The 20,222-nt window shown below is 55.2% G+C and carries 17 protein-coding genes, 1 tRNA gene and 1 pseudogene; 15 read left to right on the forward strand and 4 right to left on the reverse strand.

The features are described 5' to 3' along the window. Positions 1-54 precede the first annotated feature (54 nt). Positions 55-915 (forward strand): tryptophan 2,3-dioxygenase, encoded by an 861-nt coding sequence (gene kynA / locus M8006_RS05840; protein WP_250080529.1) that lies wholly within the window; start codon positions 55-57, stop codon positions 913-915. A gap of 173 nt (positions 916-1,088) precedes the next feature. Continuing rightward, complete coding sequence (locus tag M8006_RS05845) at positions 1,089-2,345, forward strand: aromatic amino acid transporter (RefSeq protein WP_250080530.1); 1,257 nt, start codon at positions 1,089-1,091, stop codon at positions 2,343-2,345. A gap of 197 nt (positions 2,346-2,542) precedes the next feature. Here the strand turns inward: M8006_RS05845 and M8006_RS05850 are convergent. After that, positions 2,543-3,160, reverse strand: a pseudogene (locus tag M8006_RS05850) (TonB-dependent receptor domain-containing protein); the annotation flags it as partial. Between the two features lie 267 nt (positions 3,161-3,427). Between M8006_RS05850 and M8006_RS05855 the strand changes: the two are divergent. From M8006_RS05855 to M8006_RS05885, 7 genes are all read left to right on the forward strand, one after another. Continuing rightward, complete coding sequence (locus tag M8006_RS05855; RefSeq protein ID WP_250080531.1) at positions 3,428-4,354, forward strand: ABC transporter substrate-binding protein; 927 nt, start codon at positions 3,428-3,430, stop codon at positions 4,352-4,354. 32 nt (positions 4,355-4,386) lie between these two features. Next, on the forward strand, positions 4,387-5,355 hold the full coding sequence (locus M8006_RS05860) for a FecCD family ABC transporter permease (RefSeq protein WP_250080532.1): 969 nt from the start codon (positions 4,387-4,389) through the stop codon (positions 5,353-5,355). Between the two features lie 58 nt (positions 5,356-5,413). After that, entirely contained in the window at positions 5,414-6,490 is a 1,077-nt protein-coding gene (locus M8006_RS05865; protein ID WP_250080616.1) for a FecCD family ABC transporter permease, read from the forward strand. Continuing rightward, on the forward strand, positions 6,487-7,290 hold the full coding sequence (locus M8006_RS05870) for an ABC transporter ATP-binding protein (RefSeq protein WP_250080533.1): 804 nt from the start codon (positions 6,487-6,489) through the stop codon (positions 7,288-7,290). Before M8006_RS05865 ends, M8006_RS05870 begins: the two co-directional genes overlap by 4 nt. A gap of 76 nt (positions 7,291-7,366) precedes the next feature. Next, on the forward strand, positions 7,367-9,112 hold the full coding sequence (locus tag M8006_RS05875; RefSeq protein WP_250080617.1) for an ABC transporter ATP-binding protein: 1,746 nt from the start codon (positions 7,367-7,369) through the stop codon (positions 9,110-9,112). A 129-nt stretch (positions 9,113-9,241) separates the two neighbouring features. Next, a complete protein-coding gene (locus M8006_RS05880) occupies positions 9,242-9,487 on the forward strand; it encodes a hypothetical protein (RefSeq protein WP_430886809.1) in 246 nt (81 codons plus the stop codon). Then, a complete protein-coding gene (locus M8006_RS05885; protein ID WP_250080534.1) occupies positions 9,487-9,969 on the forward strand; it encodes a phosphatidylglycerophosphatase A family protein in 483 nt (160 codons plus the stop codon). Before M8006_RS05880 ends, M8006_RS05885 begins: the two co-directional genes overlap by 1 nt. Before the next feature lie 98 nt (positions 9,970-10,067). On the opposite strand, the gene M8006_RS05890 is transcribed toward M8006_RS05885, so the two are convergent. The 3 genes from M8006_RS05890 to M8006_RS05900 all read right to left on the reverse strand — a co-directional run bounded on the left by M8006_RS05890 (position 10,068) and on the right by M8006_RS05900 (position 14,198). Then, a complete protein-coding gene (locus tag M8006_RS05890) occupies positions 10,068-11,450 on the reverse strand; it encodes an NAD-dependent succinate-semialdehyde dehydrogenase (protein ID WP_250080535.1) in 1,383 nt (460 codons plus the stop codon). 219 nt (positions 11,451-11,669) lie between these two features. Continuing rightward, positions 11,670-12,329 (reverse strand): peptide-methionine (S)-S-oxide reductase MsrA, encoded by a 660-nt coding sequence (msrA, locus tag M8006_RS05895; RefSeq protein ID WP_250080536.1) that lies wholly within the window; start codon positions 12,327-12,329, stop codon positions 11,670-11,672. A gap of 135 nt (positions 12,330-12,464) precedes the next feature. Continuing rightward, positions 12,465-14,198, reverse strand: coding sequence for a methyl-accepting chemotaxis protein (locus M8006_RS05900; RefSeq protein WP_250080537.1), 1,734 nt, complete (start codon positions 14,196-14,198; stop codon positions 12,465-12,467). A 199-nt stretch (positions 14,199-14,397) separates the two neighbouring features. Here M8006_RS05900 and M8006_RS05905 point away from each other — a divergent pair, with 199 nt between their 5' ends. From M8006_RS05905 to M8006_RS05930, 6 genes are all read left to right on the forward strand, one after another. Further along, positions 14,398-16,050: a GMC family oxidoreductase gene (locus tag M8006_RS05905; protein WP_250080538.1), complete on the forward strand. Its 1,653-nt coding sequence runs from the start codon at positions 14,398-14,400 to the stop codon at positions 16,048-16,050. 186 nt (positions 16,051-16,236) lie between these two features. Beyond that, positions 16,237-16,440, forward strand: a complete 204-nt coding sequence (locus M8006_RS05910; protein WP_009101184.1) for a cold-shock protein — start codon at positions 16,237-16,239, stop codon at positions 16,438-16,440. Between the two features lie 261 nt (positions 16,441-16,701). Then, positions 16,702-18,471, forward strand: coding sequence for an SLC13 family permease (locus M8006_RS05915; protein ID WP_250080539.1), 1,770 nt, complete (start codon positions 16,702-16,704; stop codon positions 18,469-18,471). Positions 18,472-18,540: 69 nt separating this feature from the next. Next, a complete protein-coding gene (locus M8006_RS05920; protein ID WP_250080540.1) occupies positions 18,541-19,209 on the forward strand; it encodes an alpha/beta hydrolase in 669 nt (222 codons plus the stop codon). Between the two features lie 177 nt (positions 19,210-19,386). Continuing rightward, positions 19,387-19,463 (forward strand) — tRNA-Ile (locus M8006_RS05925). Between the two features lie 275 nt (positions 19,464-19,738). Next, positions 19,739-20,221 (forward strand): nucleoside deaminase, encoded by a 483-nt coding sequence (locus tag M8006_RS05930; protein ID WP_250080541.1) that lies wholly within the window; start codon positions 19,739-19,741, stop codon positions 20,219-20,221. Position 20,222: the final 1 nt, after the last annotated feature.

A 20,222-nucleotide genomic window follows, 5' to 3' on the forward strand; every position in this document is an offset into this window, starting at 1 on the left:
CCGTAACCCCATGACGGGTAGATAAAAGCGATAAATGTCTTAAAGGGAGTGGCTATGAACGGTAATGATAAGAACAAGGCGAGCCAAAACGCATTGAACCTGGATGATGAGAAAAGCGTTCACTGGGACCAGGATATAAGCTATGGGCAATACCTGGAGCTGGAACCACTGCTGTCCTGTCAACGTCCCCGGTCAGAGGTTCACGATGAGATGCTGTTTGTCATTATCCATCAGGTCTCTGAATTATGGCTCAAACAGTGTCTTCATGAAGCCCATGCGGCTGCGAATAACATTATGGCCGACGAACTGCGACCAGCCCTCAAAATGTTGACGCGTGTCGCAAGAATTCAGGAGCAGATGATCCAGGCTTGGGAAGTATTGGTTACCATGACACCGGCGGATTATATTGCCTTTCGCGATAGCCTTGGGCAAAGCTCAGGGTTCCAGTCTTACCAATACCGCGAACTGGAATTTCTTCTGGGTAATAAGCATCCAGGGCTAGTCGAAGTGCATCGTTCACACCCTAAGAACTATCAGCACCTGATGAATGTATTACATGCGCCAAGCCTTTATGACTCGTGCCTGAAGCTGCTTAATCGCCGTGGCTTCAATCTTCCCGACAACGTGGTTAACCGTGACTGGTCCGAGCCGTATATAGCCTCTCCCGAGGTTGAGGCTGTCTGGGCTGAAATCTATAGCGATACCAATCAGTATTGGGACCTCTATGAGCTGGCCGAGAAACTGATTGATACCGAATACAATTTTCAGAAATGGCGTTTTAGTCATATGAAAACAGTGGAAAGAATTATTGGGTATAAAACAGGTACGGGAGGCACTGCGGGGGTTTCTTATCTTAAAAAAGCCTTGGATTTAAAGTTTTTTCCTGAACTTTGGTCAGTTAGAACCGCGATGTAGTTAACGATGACGGGGTCTTTTTTTGGCGTACCTGATTTCTCATAAGTGATGGAGGCGGCTGTTTAGGCCGTCCTCATAGTGGCAGAACCAATCAGGCTAATAAACTGCCAGCTTTAAGGTAAGCCTTCTCGAGAAGCGTGATTGATCTTCGTTAATAACAAAAATGACGACTCATGGTGATGCTTTACCATGCGATGGGCGACAGGATGATTACGATGACAAATAAACCATCTATTTTTGGCGGTGCCAGTATCGTGGCAAGTGTCTGTGTCGGGGCAGGCATGCTCGGGTTGCCGACCGCTGGAGCGGGTGCCTGGATGCTATGGTCCGCATTGGCGTTGATTATCACAATGCTTGTCATGACAGTATCGGGCTGGATGTTACTAGAAGCATTGAAAAATTATGAATATAGAGCGTCGTTCAGTACCGTTACGAAAGATTTGCTGGGAAATAAAGTAAATCTTGTTAATAACGTAATGGTTTATTTTGTCGGTGGGATTTTGCTTTACGCATATATAACATCGGCAGGGTTGATGATTGAGAAGGTGGTCAATGTAAGCAGTGAAGTGGCTTCCATTTTATTTGCGTTTGTTTTCTCAGCGTTTGTGCTTCACTCAACCCGGTCGGTTGATCGGGTATCAGTGATTCTCATCATTTTTATGATTTTGAGTTTTCTGTTTGGCGTGTTTGGTCTGACATTTAATGTTGATATGTCTAACCTTTTTAACGGATTTTCTCAAGAGTCTCACTATTTCCCTTACGTTTTTGCCATGTTTCCTGTGGCACTGACATCCTTTGGATATCATCACTCAGTCGCCTCGTTGCGGTCTTACTATAAAAGTGAAGACTTAGCCAAAAGGGCAATATTGATAGGCACATTAATAGCCTTATGCCTGTATGTTGTGTGGGTGTTTAGTGTGTATGGAAACTTGCCCCGTTATGAGTTTGGCCCCGTCATTTCTCAAGGCGGAGATGTAGACGTTCTGTTATCGAGTCTGGGAGGCGCGATAGAATCTGAGCGGGTATCCAACATCATCAGTATTTTTTCAGCAGCGGCTATTTTTTCGTCTTTCGTCGGTGTTGGCCTGGGCGTGTTTGATTTTATCGCTGATCTGCTTGGCTTTGAAAATAACCGTAAAGGCCGTATGAAAACATGGGTGGCGACTTTTTTTCCGCCTCTTGTCTTGTCCTTATTCTTTCCTTTCGGTTTTTTAATCGCGATTGGTTATGCGGGCGCCGCTGCTACCGTTTGGACGTGTATCGTTCCTGCATTGCTGGCGAGAAAATCACGTGCTATGGCAACAGGTGAGGCAGGTTTTGTGGCACCGGGAGGGAGCAAGATGATTGTCCTGGTCGTTTTTTATGGTGTTGCTGTGGCTGTGTTGCACTTCATGGGCGTTCTAGGTTTATTGCCGCACCCTGGCCTCTGACAATGCGAAGCAGGCTCCCTGCTGAATACCTGACCTTAGATAGAAAAACGGGCGGGCCATTGAATGGCACCGCCCGTTTTTTTCAGTGAGAGATCGAGGTGCTTATATCACTGCCTGGCGCACCATAAAAAAAGCCCCGACGGGTGCCGGGGAAAAATGTCAGCATAAGGATCGAAATAATAGGCTAGCTTAAGCCGTTAGAACGCGTAGCGCGCCGATAGCCATAGGCGGCGGCCTTCTTCGCTATTGGCGTAGCGATTTCCGTAGCTGGTTTGTGGCTTGCCCGAACGGTTGGTTGATGCGTAGCTTTGATAGTCGACGAAGTCTTTGTCGAACAAGTTATAAATCGTCGCGCTTACCATGAATTGCTCTGTGAATGCGTAATTACCACCGAGGTTGAATAGCGAGTAAGCGTTGAAATCACCTAAATCATCAAAGGAAGGTGCACCGCGTACACGCTCGCGGTTGCGGTAGCGCTCGCTGCGGTACTCTGCAGAGAACCAGGCATCTAGCTTGGCGGTCGCCTGCCAGCGTAGGGTAGCGTTAACGGCGTGCTCTGGTGTATCGGTGAGCGGCTCGCCTTTATTACCCCCGCTTTTCTGCTCGCTATCGGTGTAGGTGTAGTTGGCGTTCAAGCGCCAGTCCGGGGAGAACTGATAACCGGTTGAAATCTCCACCCCCTGGGTGATCGCTTCATCGATATTGATATCTTGATCGTATAACCCGTTAGGAATCAGCGGATCGTTCTCAACCAGAATATCGCCGCCTCGAGAGATTTTGTCGTCAAACTGGTTGTGGAACAGTGTCGCACTGGCGGTAAACCCTTGCTGGGAATCCTCTTAAAGACGATGTTTATTAACTGATGATATTAGTTATCAAATGAGACGTGGATTCTAAAAATAAAAGTTCCCAAATACGAGGTGATCCACAGAAGCGGTGTGTTGCACATTTTACAACGGCTGACTTGAGCATGTGATTTGAGAGCGTTGCGTAGTGCGGAACAGGGTATTCGCTGGAATATGGATGCAAGCGTTTTTGATAATCGTTATTATCTTTGGCTGTTTTAATAGCGAGGACACCTTATGCGGGCCGTAACGTTGCGCAGTGGCATTGTAGGACTACTACTGAGTGGATGTTTGGTGAGCGCCGTCGAGGCGCGCACGCTCGATACCGCTTATGGCGAGGTAGACGTGACGGACACGCCTGAGCGTGTGGTCACACTCTACGAGGGCGCGCTGGATGCTTCCCTGGCGGCTGGCGTAATGCCGCTAGGCGCGGTAACCACTCGCGGCGGCGATAACGTGGCCGAGTATATTGACGCGCATTTAGGCGATAAGCGGCCTGCGATCATGGGCGTCGTACGCGAGATTAACCTTGAGGCAGTGCTTGAGCAGCGCCCGGATTTAATCTTAGCGCCCGCTCGGCTCACTCAAGCGCAGTATCAGCTGCTTTCGCGCATTGCACCCACCGTGGTGCCGCCCACCCAGCCAATGGCCCCGGATAACTGGAAGGACGAAGCTCGCCTGTACGGCGACGCGCTGAACCGTCTGGATGCCATTGAAGACGCGATTAACGCCGTTGACGAACGCGCCGCTGAGATCGCTGGCGCCCTGGAGGCTTCAGGCGTGGACGGCAATGCCTTTGTGGTGCGCTGGATGCCGGGCGGGCCGATGGTCATGTCGAAAAACCTGTTTGCCGCCGGGCTACTCACTCAAGTAGGCCTGACGGTAGAAGACGCTGGGCTAGTGGGCGAGCGCGGCGTGCATAGCGATGTGCTCAGCCTTGAAAACCTTTCCCAGGTGGATGGCGACTGGCTGTGTCTGGCCACGCTCAATGAAGACGGCCAGGAAGCCTTGGCATCGGCCAAGCAGAGCCGTGCTTTTATGCGGCTTGACGTGGTTCAGCGCGACCAAGTGGTGCCGGTAAACGGTCAGCTATGGACCAGCGCCAACGGCCCGCTGGCTGCCCTGGCGATTCTTGACGATGTCGAAGCTGCCCTGTTGCCGTGATGCCGATATGCGTTGCCAATCCACGAACGCAAATGCCGTTACTCCTCACCGCCCTCGTGGCGGTGAGTCTCGTTAGCTTGCTGATTGGCGCAGGTGACGTCGGCCCGCTGCGTGCCCTGACGGCGCTGGGCGGTAGCCAGGATAGCGACGCAAGCTTTGTGGTGTGGCAGCTGCGCGCGCCGCGCACATTGATCGGCATTATTGTCGGCATGGCGCTGGGGGTGGCGGGGGCGCTGCTTCAGGCGGTGTCGCGTAACCCGCTCGCCGAACCCGGCCTGTTGGGCGTTAGCGCTGGCGCTGCTTTTGCCGTGGCGATAGCGCTTGTCATGGGCGCCAGTGCGGCCACGTTGCGTATTTCGGTTGCCCAGTTAGGGGCTTTGATAGGCTGCGTGTGTGTGCTGAGCGTTACCCGCGTTCGCGGCGTAGGCAGCGACCCGGTGCGTTTGGTGTTGGCAGGGGCGGCGTTTTCGGGGCTGCTTGGGTCGCTTACCTCGCTGATGCTGCTGTTTGATCAGCGCGTGGCGGATGAAATCCGTTTCTGGGTGATAGGCAGCCTCGCTGGGCGACGCCTCGACGATGTGGTTGCGCTGCTACCCAGCCTGTTGATCGCGGCCGTGGCGGTAGCATTAATCGCCCGCCCGTTGTCGGCATTGGCATTGGGCGAGCGAGCGGCGTCTGGCTTGGGCCATCACCCTGGGCTCATCCGTTGGTGTGTCGTGGCCTGCGTGGCCGTGCTGGTGGGTGCCGCCACGGCGATTGCCGGGCCGATTGCCTTTATCGGCCTAGTGGTGCCGTTTGCCGCGCGGGCGATGGCCGGGCCGGATATTCGCCACACGCTGTGGTTTTGCCTACCGATTGGCCCATTGATGGTGCTCTCGGCCGATATCATCGCCCGCGTGGTGGTGGCGCCCTCGGAGCTACCTATTGGCGTGCTGACCGCATTATGCGGTGCGCCTGTGCTGGTCGCGGTGGTGCGCGCCCGGCGTCTTCCAACTTTGTAACGTCTGGCGTTGAATGCCCATGAAATCGAACGCAAGTGACCTTTCCACGTCGGCTTTTATGCTTGAGCGCAGTTCACCACGGGTAGCCGCGCCGCCAGGTTACTGGCGTATTGCATGGCAATCCCCGCGCGGCAATGCCTGTAGCCTGCTGATTGAGCGGCGTTCGCTGGTTGTCAGCACGGGGCTTTTTGTCGCGCTGCTGTGCGTCTGCGTGCTCTACTTGGGCCTGGGCAGCATGGCGTTGGCTCCAAGCGCGGTAATTCCGGCGCTATTCGGCGCGGGTGAGATGATCAGCGTGTTTACCGTTCAAGAACTGCGCTTGCCCAGGCTGGCCGCCGCCTGCTTGACCGGAGGCGCTTTTGCGCTTGCGGGAGTGCTGATGCAAACCCTGGCCCGTAATCGGCTGGCTACGCCGGGGATTATCGGTATCGATAACGGTGCAACGGCCTTTGCTGTGGCATCCATCGTGAACGTGGGTGTTTCCATCGCCCCGCCCGCCATGGCGCTGGTGGGGGCCGCCACGGCCGCCGCGTTAACCTTTGGGTTAGTGGCGGGTGGTGGCACTCAGGGCTACCGCTTTATCGTCGCGGGGTTTGGCGTGGGCGCGGTGTTTGGTGCGCTCACCCAGTTGATGCTGGCGCGGGTGGCGATTGATGTCGCCAATGCCGCTTACCCTTGGACTGTCGGGTCGCTCAATGCCCGCCATGACAACGCGGTAGGCTTGCTCGCCATAGGGCTGACGGTAGGCATCGTAGCCGCAGGGTTCGTCGCGCGGCCGTTATCGCTAATGCGCTTTAAAGACGCCACCGCCTACGGGCTGGGTATTAACGTCAAAGCGTGGCGTTTTCAGGTGCTGATGCTGTCGGTGGTATTGACCGCGTTGGCGGTGGCGGTAGCCGGGCCGGTTGGTATGGTGGGGCTTATCGGCCCGGAAATCGCCCGCTCGCTTTCCAGCTCCCGCCAAGTGCCTTTCGTCGCGTCACTGCTGTCAGGGGCGTTGGTGATGGTGCTGGCGGATCTTGCCGGGCGCACTTTGTTAGCGCCAATTGAGATTCCCGTCGGCATTGTCATCGCCGTGATTGGCGGCCCCTGGTTATTATGGATACTAATGCGCCCGCAACGGAGCCATGCATGACGCCTGCTGAACCAACCCCTACGCTTGCCACCCAATCGCTTGCTCTGAGCTATGGCACCCGGCGTGTCATCGAGTCACTGGGTGTCAGCTTGCCCAGCGGCCAGGTAACCGCGATTGTTGGCCCTAACGGCTGCGGCAAATCTACGTTGTTGTCCGGCCTGGCTCGGTTGCACAAGCCGGAAAGCGGCGCGGTACTGTTAAACGGCGAAGACATTCAGCGCCTGCCCGCCCGGAAGCTCGCTACCCAGCTGGCGCTACTGCCGCAAGAAGCCGTCGCGCCGGAAGGGCTGACCGTCAACGAACTGATTCGCTTTGGCCGCCAACCCCACCAGGGATGGCTGCGCCAATGGTCGGCGGAAGATCAGCGCGTGGTCGAGCACGCACTCGCCGCCGCTGGGCTTGAAGCGTTGGCCGAACGTCCGTTGGAAGCGCTTTCCGGCGGGCAGCGCCAACGGGCGTGGATCGCTATGACCATCGCTCAGCAAACGCCGCTGTTACTGCTTGATGAGCCAACGTCCGCGTTGGATTTAGGCCATCAGATCGAGGTGTTTGAACTGGTGCGTCACCTGGCCTGTGATGGCCGTACGGTGGTGATGGTGCTCCACGACCTGGCCAGTGCCTGCCGCTACGCTGACCACCTAATCGCCCTGTGCGACGGGCGGATTGTCGCCCAGGGCGCGCCAGCTGAGGTGGTCACACCGGCGCTGGTGCATACACTTTACCAGGTAGAGTGTACCCTCTTGACCGACCCTGACACCGGCAGCCCGCTGTTGGCTAGCGTCAAGCGCTCAAGGCGTTAAGGTTCGCTTTTTAACTTCTGACAATTGCTAAGGAACCCACGTGGCTTCTTCTTCGACGAACAGCTTTCAGGCGTTGATGCGCCTTTTGCGCTATGCCAAAGGCTATCGGCGTCAAATCATGACGGCCACCGTCTGTTCGATTATCAACAAGCTGTTTGATATTGCACCGGAAATTCTCATCGGCGTGGCCATTGACGTGGTGGTTAATCAGGAACAGAGCTTTGTGGCGAGCCTGGGATTTGAAACGCCGCAAGAGCAAATCACCATGCTGGCTGCGCTGACCTTCTTTATTTGGGCGGGGGAATCGCTGTTTGAATATCTCTTTCAAGTCCTGTGGCGCAACTTAGCCCAACGGCTGCAGGCCAATATGCGCCAAGATGCCTACGAGCATGCCCAGTGGCTGGACATGGCGTTTTTTGAGTCGAAAAGCTCGGGCCAGCTGGTCGCCACCATGAACGATGACGTCAATCAACTGGAGCGTTTTCTCGACGGCGGTGCCAACGCGCTGATTCAAGTAGGCGTTACCGTGCTTGCCGTGGGCGCGGTCTTTTTCGTGCTTGCGCCGTTGATCGCGCTACTCGCGTTTACCCCGATTCCGTTGATTATCTGGGGCGCGTTTTTCTTCCAGCGCAAAGCCGGGCCACTATATAACGACGTGCGTGAAAAGGTGGGTGATCTATCAAGCCGCCTTTCCAACAATTTAAGCGGTATCGCCACGATCAAAAGCTTCACCAGCGAAGCCCGTGAAGCCGAGCGCCTGCGCGACGCCAGCGAAGCCTATGTCGACGCCAATCGTCGCGCTATCAAAGTGAGCTCGGCGTTTATTCCGGTAATTCGCATGGCGATTTTGGCAGGCTTTCTCGCCACCTTTACTGTCGGCGGCATGATGGCGCTTAACGGCAACTTGAACGTGGGCGCCTACGGCGTATTGGTCTTTCTGACTCAACGTCTGCTCTGGCCGCTGACCGGCTTAGCACAGGTGATTGACCTGTTTGAGCGCGCCATGGCCAGCACCCGACGGATTCTCGACCTGCTGGAAGAGCCGATTACCGTGAGGGATGACAGCTCCACACCCATGTCCCAGCCAGTTAAGGGCGAGGTGCGCTTTGAGTCGGTGAGTTTTCATTACGCTGCCAGCCAAGTAGGCGTCGATGCGGTGAATCTCCACGCGCCTGCCGGGCATACGCTGGCGCTGGTCGGCGCGACCGGGTCGGGTAAATCGACCTTGGTCAAGCTGCTGCTGCGCTTTTACGACCCGGAAGATGGGCGAGTGTTGATCGATGGCCAGCCGGTGAATGAGGTAAGTATGCACTCACTCCGACAAGCAATAGGCCTGGTCAGCCAGGACGTTTACCTGTTTGAAGGCAGCATCCGCGACAACATCGCCTACGGCAAGCCCGAGGCTGGCGACGCGACGATTATCGACGCCGCTAAAACGGCGGAAGCGTGGAGCTTCATCGAGATGTTGCCCGAAGGGCTGGATACGCCGGTGGGAGAGCGGGGCGTGCGTCTCTCCGGCGGCCAGCGTCAGCGCCTCTCATTGGCTCGGGCGCTGCTGAAAGACCCACCGATTTTGGTGCTGGATGAGGCCACCAGCGCGGTGGACAACGAAACCGAGGCGGCCATTCAGCGCTCGCTGAAACACATCGCCCATGGGCGCACGGTGATCATGATTGCCCACCGGCTATCCACCATCGTGCACGCCGATGAAATCGTAGTGATCGAGAAAGGCCAGGTAGCTGAGCGTGGCACTCATGGCGAACTGCTTGGCGCTAACGGCCACTACGCCGCTCAGTGGCGGGTACAAACCGGCGCCGCGTAATAAGCGTTTAGGATATTGTGTCGCGCGCGTTGGCGTCGCATATTAGGCATACGTTAACGGTACAAAGATACGCCCCGCGAGCTCGATAGACGGGCGCAAAACGGCGTTGTCCAAACGGGGAGGCATGTAATGAATGCAAGCAAAATTCTTCAGCAGTTGATGCAACAGGCCGGCGGGAGCCAGAAGGGTAGCGGTGTCGATGTTCAAGGGATGCTGAGTGGTCTCTCGAAACAGTTCGGCGGCGGCAGCCAGGGGCCGAGCCGTCAACAAAATGCGAGCAGTTCCAGTAGCGATTTTGATATGAAAAGCCTGCTTGGCGGTGGGGTGATGGGACTACTCGTCGGCTCCAAGCGCCAAGCGCAGCAGGCGGGGTAATGCTGGATACGGTTATTTTTTGGTTAGCCACCGGCTTTGGATTGGGGCTAGCGCCGATGGCGCCTGGGACGGTGGGATCGCTGTTGGGGATTCCGCTGGCGTGGTGGCTGTTGAGCCGCCCGCTGGTTCAGCAAGGGACCATCATGGTGGTTCTGCTGGCCCTTGCGGTGCCGATTTGCCACGCTGCTGCGCGGCAGTATTACGCCGGGTTAGACCATGGCAGCATCGTCGCTGATGAGTACCTAGCGTTTCCGCTGGCGGTAATAGGGTTGCAAGCGGCGCGTCATCCACTGGTAATGGCGCTGGCATTCGTTATTTACCGCTTCTTCGATTCGATCAAGCCGCCGCCGATTCATCTGGCAGAGTATGTTCATGGCGGTTTCGGCATTGTTTTGGATGATGTTATCGCGGCGATAGCGACGTGGGTAGTGATGGCGGTTGGGCTAGCACTATGGCAGCGCGGAGTCTCCGAACAGCATTGAAGCTTATAAAAATACGAGCAACGAAAAAAGCGCCGCTAGCCTGATGAAACGCTAGCGGCGCTATTTTTTAAGGCTCACGCTTTTAAGCGTTTACCGCATTACTCTTGCACCACAATCACTGATTTGGCATTCACAAATTCAAGCATGCCGAAACCGCCGTGCTCACGTCCGTAGCCGGAATCTTTGACTCCGCCAAAAGGCATTTCCGGGGTAGCAACACCAAAGCCGTTAATAAACACCATACCGGTATCGAAATACTTGCTGGCCAGCTCCGTGGCACGTTTCACGTCTTTGGATATAATGCCGCCGCCAAGCCCATAGCGGCTGTCGTTGGCGATACGCATGGCGTCTTCATCATCTTTGGCGCGAATCAGCGCTGCCACGGGGCCAAACAGCTCATCATCGTAGGCGGGTTGGCCGGGTGTCACGTTATCCAGCACGGTGACCGGGTAAAAGGCACCTTTGCCTTCCGGCTTCTCACCGCCACAAAGCACGTTCGCGCCTTTGCTAACGCTCTGTGTTACTTGATCGTGCAGGCCGTCACGCAGGTCCACTCGCGCCATGGGGCCAAGGTCGCTATCGGGAGCATTGGGGTCGCCCGCTTTTAACGCCTTCATTTTCGCCACAAGACGCTCTTTGAACGCTTCATAGTTGGCATTGGTCACCACAAAACGTTTGGCGGCGACACAGGTTTGGCCGCCATTGAATACCCGGCCTTTTACACACGTATCGATGGCAACATCCAAGTCGGCGTCGTCCAGTACCAGAAAAGCATCGTTGGAACCCAGTTCCAACACCGTTTTCTTCAAATGTTCAGCGGCTTTTGTCGCTACTTTACGCCCTGCGCCGTCGCTACCGGTGAGAGTGACGCCACGCACTGCTTTGTGGGCAATCACCTCATCGGAAACATCATGAGAAATAATCAGCGTGCGAAAAACATTCTTCGGCAGGCCGGCTTCGCGGTAAATTTTTTCAAGTAGCAGTCCGCTGCCCGTCACGATTTCAGCATGTTTTAGCAGCACGCTGTTGCCCGCCATAATGTTAGCGATGGAGTAACGCACTACTTGATAAGCGGGGAAATTCCACGGCTGAATGCCGTAGATGACCCCCGTGGGCGAGTACGTCACAATTCCACGCTCACCGTTGCTGGGATTGCGCACCTCATCGGCCAGCTTGGTGGGGCCGTGCTCAGCAGTGTAGTCGCAAATACCCACACATAAATCAACTTCCTGGCGGGCTTCTTCGGGCAGTTTGCCCATCTCTTTTACCATTAACTCAGTGAGCGCTTCTTTGTGTTCGTTAAGCGCCTGACCGATGGCTTTGACTACCTTAGCGCGGTGCTCTAGTGGCTTTAGCCGCCAATCAAGAAACGCCTCGTGACTTGCCTCGACCACCTGCTTTGCCTGGCTGGAATCCATCAGCGTGTAGTGGGTAAGCGCTTCGCCGGTGGTGGGGTTTACGGTCGTAATACGGTTGCTCATAAAATCTCCTATCTTTAGATCAACGGTTAAATAAGGCTAAGGTTCAAGCCGTTGAGTGCGAACATCAACTGGTAATAGTCGACCGGTCTATTTGTGATGGCTTACTACTCTAATAGAAAAATGGAGATTTTTCACGAATAAATTGTTAGCGCCTTAATTAAGGCGCTAACCATAAGCTCGCGTTAAAAACGTTTCATGATCATTTGTCCGGTTGCCGCGTTATTTGTAGGTCGGGCCGCCCGCTTCCTCACCCCACACCTCTTCTAAGCGACCATCGCGGCCGCAGCTAAAGCGGTAGAACTTGTAGCGCACCGGATTTTTTTCGTAGTAGTTCTGGTGGTACTCCTCGGCTGACCAGAAGGTATTCGCAGGAACGATCTCGGTCGCAATATCGCGCCCAAAACGGTCTTCCATGTCGGCTTTGCTCGCTAGGGCGAGTTCACGCTGTTCGTCGTTGCCATAAAAGATTGCCGAACGGTACTGGCTGCCCTCATCGCAAAACTGTTGGTCCTCGGCGAACGGGTCGATATTGCGCCAAAAAATGGCTAACAGCTGTTCGTAGTTGATCTGTTCGGGGTCGTATTCAATTTTCACTGCTTCGGCGTGGCCGGTATCGCCTTCGTTGGTTTCTTCATAGGTGGGGTTGTCTGACTCGCCGCCAATGTAGCCTGAGGTGGTGGCGCTGACACCACGCTGGCGGTCGTAGGGTGGTTCCATACACCAGAAACAGCCACCGGCGAAAATAGCCTGGGCGCTTGTATCCGCATGAGTATCAGCATTGGTTTTGTTGTCGGTGTCAGCGGCAAGAGGAAAGCTCAGGCTGCCTGCCGCGGCGACAACCATAAGCGTCAGGGGGTGAAAACCTGTCAAAAGCGACATAAACACTCCAAGCGTCGTATGAGTCCAAAAAGGGACACACCTATAGAAGGTTTTATCGCTGACAGGTTCCTGTTTTTTTATTATGTTTTATATCGTCTTGATTTTTATATAGTGCTTGATTTTTGTAGAGGGTGTTTAGGGTTGCGCAGGCATTAGTGTGCGGCGCTCGCTCTCTTCGAGCACGAAAGTGCCAATGAGGCTTTTTAGCTGCTCTGCCTGCTGGCGCATGCTGCCCGCCGTGGTGGAGGAGCGTTCTACCATGCTGACGTTGCGCTGCGTCATGGCGTCCATGTCGCCGACCGCTTGGTTCACCTCATCGATACCGCTACTTTGCTCCTGGGCTCCGGCGCTGATTTCGGCAATTACATCGGCTACCTGCATAACGCTAGTCACGATATGACGCATGGTATCGCCCGCCTCACTCACAGTGGTTTTGCCGTGGCGCGAGCACTCAACCGAGGTGTCAATCAAAGAACGAATCTCTTTCGCCGCATCGCTTGAGCGAGACGCGAGTTGGCGGACTTCTTGGGCGACAACGGCAAACCCTCGTCCGTGCTCGCCCGCGCGGGCTGCTTCTACCGAGGCGTTGAGTGCCAGAATATTGGTTTGGAAAGCAATCGAATCGATCATGCTGATGATATCGCCTATCTGCGCGGAAGCGTCATCAATCTCTACCATTGTATGTTCCACTTGGCGCATGGTGTCATCGCCACGTCGTGCTACGTTAGCTGTTTCAGAGGCGAGCTGGTTGGCCTTCTGGGCGTTATCGGCGCTATGGGAGACGGTGGCGGTGATCTCCTCCATGGCAGAGGAGGTCTGCTGCAAGTTGGCTGCAGATTGATCGGTGCGCGCGGCAAGTTCTTCACTGCTCTGGGCGATCTCGTTGGAGGCTTGGTAAACGCTGTCAGCGCTTTGCCGCACGGTAAGTAGCGTCTCGCGGATGCGCGTCATAAACGCATTGAACTGATCGGCAAGGTGGCCGATTTCATCGTCGCTGGCTACGCTTAGTTGGCGGGTTAAATCGCCACGCCCGTCGGCCACTTCGGCGGCGATCTCTTCCATGGCTGAGGCAGTGCGTTGAATTTGTCCGACGATGCGCCGGGTCACCCAGACGGTAATAGCGGCAATCGCACAGAAAAGTAGCAGTGATGCGCCGATAATCTTGGTTAGCGTCTGGCGCAAATCGGCTGCGGCGGCGGCTTCGATGCGGGCCATTTCGGTGTTGATGTCGGTCATATAAACGCCAGCGCCGATCACCCAATTCCACTCAGGTATTAGCATGGTGTAGGAGTACTTGGCTTCAGTGTCGCCGGTGGCGGGGTTCGGCCAGTGGTACTGATAGATGCCACCGCCATCCTGGGCGGTCTCGATCAAGCGGCGAGCAAAAGGTTGGCCTTCGGCGTCTGTTGCGTTCATCATCGACTGCCCCTCCTGCTCGGGCACCGCTGACTGCACCAGCATGGTGCCATCGGTATCGAAGACAAAAATGTAGTTGCCGTTCTCAAAGCGCAACTCGCGCAAGCGCTCGCGAGCCTCGGCTTGGCGGGCAGGTAGGCTGCCACTGCCTTCAACTAACGAGTTAATCGATGAGGCCGCCATCTTAACGATATTGGTCACGCTTTCAGTGCGCGACTCAACCAGCATTTCGCGCTGTTGGGTCAGTTGTGCACGGTTATCTTTGGTGCGCTCAAACGCTTCCGCGCCGACCAACCCAATGCAGGCAATCAGCAGGGGCGTGAGCACTAGCAGCAAAATTTTGCTTTGCAGGCTCAGCCGCTGCAACAGCGTAAAACGTCGAGCTGGGGCATGGTATTGGTCGGACGTGTGGTCTCGTTCACCGCTTGGGGAGAGGGATAAAAACTGCGACATGGTGAGTTTTCCTTAACGTTGTCGTTTTTGTTACCAGAATTAGACCCTTTATCTAAGCTTGAATATCGTCTCGGTGTATTGATATAGATCAATGATATTCAAATTCACGTCAGGTGCGTTGGTCAGACACGGTTGATGCCGACGCTGAGTTTGTCATGCTGACACACAAATAAAACAAGGCTGGCTGGGAGAGCATGCCGTGGCGGAACACAGATTTGACTATATCGTCGTGGGAGCAGGCACCGCCGGGTGCCTGCTGGCCAATCGACTGAGCGCCGATCCGGGGAATCGGGTCCTGCTGATCGAAGCGGGCGGCCGGGATACCTACCACTGGATCCACATTCCGGTGGGGTATCTCTACTGCATCAATAACCCGCGTACCGATTGGCGCTTTCGCACCGAGCCGGATCAAGGCCTCAATGGCCGCTCGCTGATTTATCCGCGCGGTAAAACACTGGGTGGCTGCTCAAGTATCAATGGCATGCTCTATCTGCGCGGTCAGGCGCGAGACTACGATCAATGGGCCGAGGCAACCGGTGATGACGCTTGGCGTTGGGAAAACTGCTTGCCCGATTTCATCAAGCACGAAGACCATTGCCGCTTGGACGGCGGCGGCGACGCTGACGACGAGCACCGCCGCTACCATGGCCACGGCGGCGAATGGCGCATCGAAAAGCAACGTTTGAGCTGGCAGGTGCTGGACGACTTCGCGGAAGCGGCGGTACAAGCGGGTATTCCGCGTACCCAAGACTTTAATCGTGGCGATAACGAAGGCGTCGACTATTTCGAGGTTAATCAGCGCAGCGGGTGGCGTTGGAATACGTCCAAAGCGTTTTTGAGGCCCGCGAAAAAACGTCCAAATCTCACCATTTGGCATTCGACCCACGTCAACCGGTTGTTGTTTGAGCGTGAGGCCAGCACACCTCGCTGCGTAGGCGCGGAGCTTACGCGAGATGGCAAAACGCTGACGGTCATCGCAAATAAAGAGGTGGTGTTAAGCGCGGGAACCATTGGGTCGCCGCAGATTTTGCAGCTTTCCGGGATTGGTCCGAAGGATTTGTTGGCCGAACACGATATCGACGTGGTAGCGGAGCTTCCCGGCGTGGGTGAAAACTTGCAGGATCACCTGCAAATCCGCTCGGTTTATAAAGTGAAGGGCGCAAAAACGCTCAATACGATGGCCAATTCGCTGATGGGCAAAGCCAAGATTGGTTTAGAGTACGCCCTAAAGCGCACCGGCCCGATGAGCATGGCGCCGTCGCAGCTGTGTATTTTTACCCGCAGCTCGGATGACCACGCGCATGCCAACATTGAATACCATGTTCAGCCGTTAAGTTTGGATGCGTTCGGTCAGCCGCTGCATGATTTCCCGGCGATTACTGCGAGCGTCTGTAACTTAAACCCCACAAGCCGTGGCACGGTGCGCATTAAAAGCCGCGACCCTAAAGCAGCACCCGCGATTGTGCCCAACTACCTGAGCACGCCAGAGGATCGCAAGGTGGCGGCGGATTCACTGCGGGTGACGCGAACGATTGCCGAGCAGAACGCCTTTGCGAAATATCAGCCGGAGGAGTTCAAGCCAGGGCTTGAGTACCAAACCAACGACGAGCTGGCCAAACTGGCCGGCGACATCGGCACGACGATCTTTCATCCGGTGGGAACGACGAAAATGGGAGGCGACGATGATCCGATGGCAGTAGTGGACGCAAAGCTCAACGTACGCGGTGTAAAAAGCTTGCGCGTGGTGGATGCCGGTATTATGCCGACGATTACTAGCGGGAATACGAATTCGCCGACGTTAATGATCGCTGAGAAAGCGGCAGGCTGGATGCTGGCGATGTCATCGTCCTGACATACTGACAAGATAGTGTTGACGTGCGCTTAAATTAAGCGCAAGATAAGCGCAGTAGGTTAGCAAGTCGAACGATGTCAGCAGTATCAAAACGCTTAGCGTTGAGTCTGGTGAAGGTTTCTTGTTCTGCCCACTGCAACTCGGGTATTACCCGGCTCTAAATACGCTAAATCGAGGACTTCGATCATGGCAACTGGTACTGTAAAGTGGTTTAACGACACTAAAGGCTTCGGCTTCATTTCTCCTGACGACAATGGCGACGACCTGTTCGCACATTTCTCCGAGATTCAAGCTGACGGCTTCAAAACTCTGCAAGACGGCCAGAAGGTTTCCTTCGACGTCACTCAGGGCAAAAAAGGCCTTCAGGCTTCTAACATCAAAGTGCTGTAATTAGCGCTATTGATGTTCGCAGCTAGCATCTAACGCTAGCATGCTAAAAAACCCCGCCAAGTGCGGGGTTTTTTGGCTTTTATAGTAATCAATGTGCTGTTTCATGCGCCACGCCTCACGCCTCACGCCTCATTGGTCTTATGCTTTTTTGGTCTTATTGTGTTTCTAAAAAGAACTTTTTTGAATATCTGCAAGGCGGCACAATAGCCCATGTTTTTCGTTATGTCTTTTTATAAAGCCTTCTACTAAGGGCGCGGGGTTATGTCGCTGGATGCTTGGATCGCGGTTGGGGTAGTGCTGACTATCTTCCCGCTAATGACGCTATCACGTCTCGGCCCCGATATGATTCTGTTGGCTGCGGTAGTAGTGTTGATAACGTTGGGCGTTATCGACCCGCAACAGGCGCTAGGCGGGTTTTCAAATAGTGGTCTGTTCACCGTCGCGTTTATGTATGTTTTAGTGGCCAGCATTCGTGAAACTGGCGGCATTGATCTGATTATTCGCTATGTCTTAGGCCGCCCTACCGGAGAGCGCGGCGCACTTGTGCGGTTGCTGCTGCCAGTCGCCTCGCTAAGTGGTTTTCTTAATAATACGCCGGTAGTGGCGACCTATATTCCAGCGGTGATGAGCTGGAGCCGTCGGCTACGGCTCTCTCCGCAGCGGCTTTTGATGCCACTGAGCTTCGCGTCGATTCTAGGCGGGACGATTACCTTATTCGGTACCAGCACTAACTTGGTGGTGCATGGATTGCTGGTCGAGCGTTATCCCGACCTTGCCATGGGGTTGTTTGATTTGGCCTGGGTAGGCATTCCTGTCGCCGTCGTTGGGCTTAGTTATTTGATCTTGTTGGGACCGCGCCTGCTGCCTTCCCGGGATGGCATGGCAAAAGCATTTGCCAACCCCCGCGAGTTCACCATTGAAATGGAGGTCGACCCGACAGGCGTGCTGGTGGACCGCACGGTAGAAGAGGCGGGGCTACGCCATTTGCAGGAACTATTTCTGGTCGAAATTGAGCGTGCCGGTAACGTGGTTAGCGTGGTGGGGCCAGGGGAACGGCTAAAAGCAGGCGACCGGTTAGTGTTTGCGGGCACTTCCGATGCGGCCGTGGAACTACAGCAGATACGTGGCTTGATACCTTCCCATGATGGCGCTTCCAGTCTAGAGAAAGAGTTTAAAGAGCGCCGCCTGGTAGAAGCGGTGGTATCCAACCAGTGTCAATTTATCGGCCAGAGCATCCGCGATGGACATTTTAGAACCCTGTATGGTGCCGCCGTATTGGCGGTTTGCCGGGGTGGTGAGCGCGTGACGGGCAACCTGGGGCAGGTGCGTTTGCAGTCAGCCGATGTGTTGCTGCTGGAAGCGCGTCCGCCATTTATTGAACGCCACCGCCAATCGAAAGATTTTCTGCTGATCAGCGAGCTTAACGGCGCAGCGCGCCCGGTACACGAAAAGGCGCCGCTGGCCTGGGTGATCTTGTTGGGTGCTGTACTGTTGGCCGCAGTCGGCGTATTGAGTATGCTAAACGCTGCCATGCTGGGGGCATCGCTTTCGTTGTTAACCGGCTGCTGCAGCGTGGGAGCTGCCAAACGCGGGTTAGATACCCAAGTGCTATTGACCATTGCCGCCTCGTTTGGTGTGGGTGCAGCGCTGCAAAGCTCTGGAGCTGCCGACGAAATCGCGGGGGGGATTCTGTCTCTGGTGGCTGGCAGCCCGCTGCTACTGCTGATTGGCACTTACTGCGTCGTGGCGGTGCTGACAGAGCTTGTCACTAATAATGCCGCTGCGGTGATCATTTTTCCGGTGGTCATGGCGGCAGCGGAAAGCCTGGGGGTCAATCCAATGCCCTATGTGGTGACGGTGATGTTTGCGGCCTCAGCAAGCTTTCTAACCCCGATTGGTTATCAAACCAACTTAATGGTGCACGGCCCTGGTGGCTACCGTATTAGTGATTTTTTGCGCGTAGGTGCTGGTTTGAACCTACTGACCGGCGCGATTGCCTTGGCGCTTATTCCACTGATTTGGCCGTTTTAAGCGGGCAATGTCTCGCCGTCAACGTTGCTTTGCGCTAGGGTGTCGCTTTTATTTGTAAGGAAGATGCTGATGAGTGAATCAGGCGAACTGATAATTGAACCGAAGAGTGGCCAACCAGCGGATGCCTGCGTTTTTATTCTTCATGGCCTAGGGGCTGACGGCCACGACTTTGAACCGCTAGTGCCAGCACTCCCGCTGCCCGAAAACGCGAACGTGCGTTTCATCATGCCTCATGCACCGCGACTACCCGTCACCGTCAACGGCGGCATGATCATGCCGGCTTGGTACGATCTTTTAGCTATGGACTTAGGCCGTCGGGTGGATGAAGTGCAGCTCAAAAAGTCAGCCGAGCGTATTCAGGCGCTGATAGAAGAGCAGATCGATCAAGGCATCGATAGCCGTCGGATCATCATGGCAGGCTTCTCTCAGGGCGGCGCTGTCGCCTACCATGCGGCCCTTTCGTTTTCGCAGCCGTTGGGCGGGCTTTTGGCGATGTCGACTTACTTTGCCACCGCTGACAGCATTGAGCTCGCCGAGGCGAACCGCTCCATTCCCATTGAGGTTCATCACGGTAACTTTGACCCCATCGTGCCGGAAACACTTGGGCGTGCGGGGTTTGATAAGGTTAAAGCGCTTGGCTACCCGGTCAATTATCGCCAATATCCCATGGCGCATGCACTTTGCCCCCAGCAAGTGCAAGATATCGGTAAATGGTTAAGCGAGCGCTTGGCATCGTAGGCCTCGCCCATGGTCGTCTCGACAGCGTTAAGAGATGGCCGACTCAATGTTTATGTCCGGCGACTTTCGCGACGCTTTAAAAGCTATCGACTCGACCTATAACGAAATCTATCAAGGCGGATAGTGAATAGGGGCTAGCCTCACTATCCGTCTTTCGCTATCATACTCGCGCTTTACGGGCCCATAGCTCAGTTGGTTAGAGCAGAGAACTCATAATTCTTTGGTCGTAGGTTCAAGTCCTACTGGGCCCACCATTTTCCCTTCGAATATCCTTTCTGCGTTAAACCCTCTGGTTTTTCTTGTCTTTTCCGCTTCACTTCGCTGTGGCAACGTTGCCTTTTGCTTTGAATATCACTTGCCTTAACAAGTGCGTCCTTTTTTAGGCGTGGTAGGCATCCTGGTGCCAATTTCAGGGGCTCGTATCACGGGCGGATTCGCACTAGAGTAAAGCGGTATCTTACTAAGTGGCGTGCGATGACTAAGTGGCGTGCGATGACTAAGTGGCGTGCGATGACTAAGGGGGCGTGCGATGATTGCTGAACATGAAATGCCGTATTTGAAGCGTTGTGTGGTGTTGGCAGAAGAGGCGCTGAATGCGGGTGATGAGCCGTTTGGTAGCGTGCTGGTGAGCTGCGATGGCGAGGTGCTAGCGGAGGATCGTAACCGTATTGCGGGCGGGGATGCGACTCGGCACCCTGAGTTTGCGTTAGCGCGTTGGGCGGCGGAAAACATGACGCCAAGCGCGCGCGCTGAGGCGACGGTTTACACGTCTGGTGAGCATTGCCCGATGTGTGCGGCGGCACATGGCTGGGTCGGGCTCGGGCGGATTGTCTATGTCAGCTCATCCGCGCAGCTAAGCGAATGGCTGCAGGCGTTTGGCGTAGCGCCGCCGCCGGTGGCAACGCTTCCCATTGAGCAGGTCGTGCCGGGGCTTGTGGTGGAAGGGCCAGTATTCGTGCTGGCGGAGGCGATGAAAGCGCTTCATAAGCGCTGCCACCAGAGGGCGGTATAAG

The organism is Halomonas llamarensis, assembly GCF_023555005.1.
Lineage (GTDB): Bacteria > Pseudomonadota > Gammaproteobacteria > Pseudomonadales > Halomonadaceae > Vreelandella > Vreelandella llamarensis.

Coding starts and splice junctions, on each gene's coding strand:
- M8006_RS05910 (WP_009101184.1), top strand. CDS start 16,237: ATGGCAACTGGTACTGTAAAGTGGTTTAACGACACTAAAGGCTTCGGC.
- M8006_RS05865 (WP_250080616.1), top strand. CDS start 5,414: ATGCTTGAGCGCAGTTCACCACGGGTAGCCGCGCCGCCAGGTTACTGG.
- M8006_RS05930 (WP_250080541.1), top strand. CDS start 19,739: ATGATTGCTGAACATGAAATGCCGTATTTGAAGCGTTGTGTGGTGTTG.
- M8006_RS05855 (WP_250080531.1), top strand. CDS start 3,428: ATGCGGGCCGTAACGTTGCGCAGTGGCATTGTAGGACTACTACTGAGT.
- M8006_RS05880 (WP_430886809.1), top strand. CDS start 9,242: ATGAATGCAAGCAAAATTCTTCAGCAGTTGATGCAACAGGCCGGCGGG.
- M8006_RS05870 (WP_250080533.1), top strand. CDS start 6,487: ATGACGCCTGCTGAACCAACCCCTACGCTTGCCACCCAATCGCTTGCT.
- M8006_RS05875 (WP_250080617.1), top strand. CDS start 7,367: ATGCGCCTTTTGCGCTATGCCAAAGGCTATCGGCGTCAAATCATGACG.
- M8006_RS05900 (WP_250080537.1), bottom strand. CDS start 14,198: ATGTCGCAGTTTTTATCCCTCTCCCCAAGCGGTGAACGAGACCACACG.
- M8006_RS05890 (WP_250080535.1), bottom strand. CDS start 11,450: ATGAGCAACCGTATTACGACCGTAAACCCCACCACCGGCGAAGCGCTT.
- M8006_RS05860 (WP_250080532.1), top strand. CDS start 4,387: ATGCCGTTACTCCTCACCGCCCTCGTGGCGGTGAGTCTCGTTAGCTTG.
- M8006_RS05915 (WP_250080539.1), top strand. CDS start 16,702: ATGTCGCTGGATGCTTGGATCGCGGTTGGGGTAGTGCTGACTATCTTC.
- kynA (WP_250080529.1), top strand. CDS start 55: ATGAACGGTAATGATAAGAACAAGGCGAGCCAAAACGCATTGAACCTG.
- M8006_RS05885 (WP_250080534.1), top strand. CDS start 9,487: ATGCTGGATACGGTTATTTTTTGGTTAGCCACCGGCTTTGGATTGGGG.
- M8006_RS05920 (WP_250080540.1), top strand. CDS start 18,541: ATGAGTGAATCAGGCGAACTGATAATTGAACCGAAGAGTGGCCAACCA.
- msrA (WP_250080536.1), bottom strand. CDS start 12,329: ATGTCGCTTTTGACAGGTTTTCACCCCCTGACGCTTATGGTTGTCGCC.
- M8006_RS05845 (WP_250080530.1), top strand. CDS start 1,089: ATGGTGATGCTTTACCATGCGATGGGCGACAGGATGATTACGATGACA.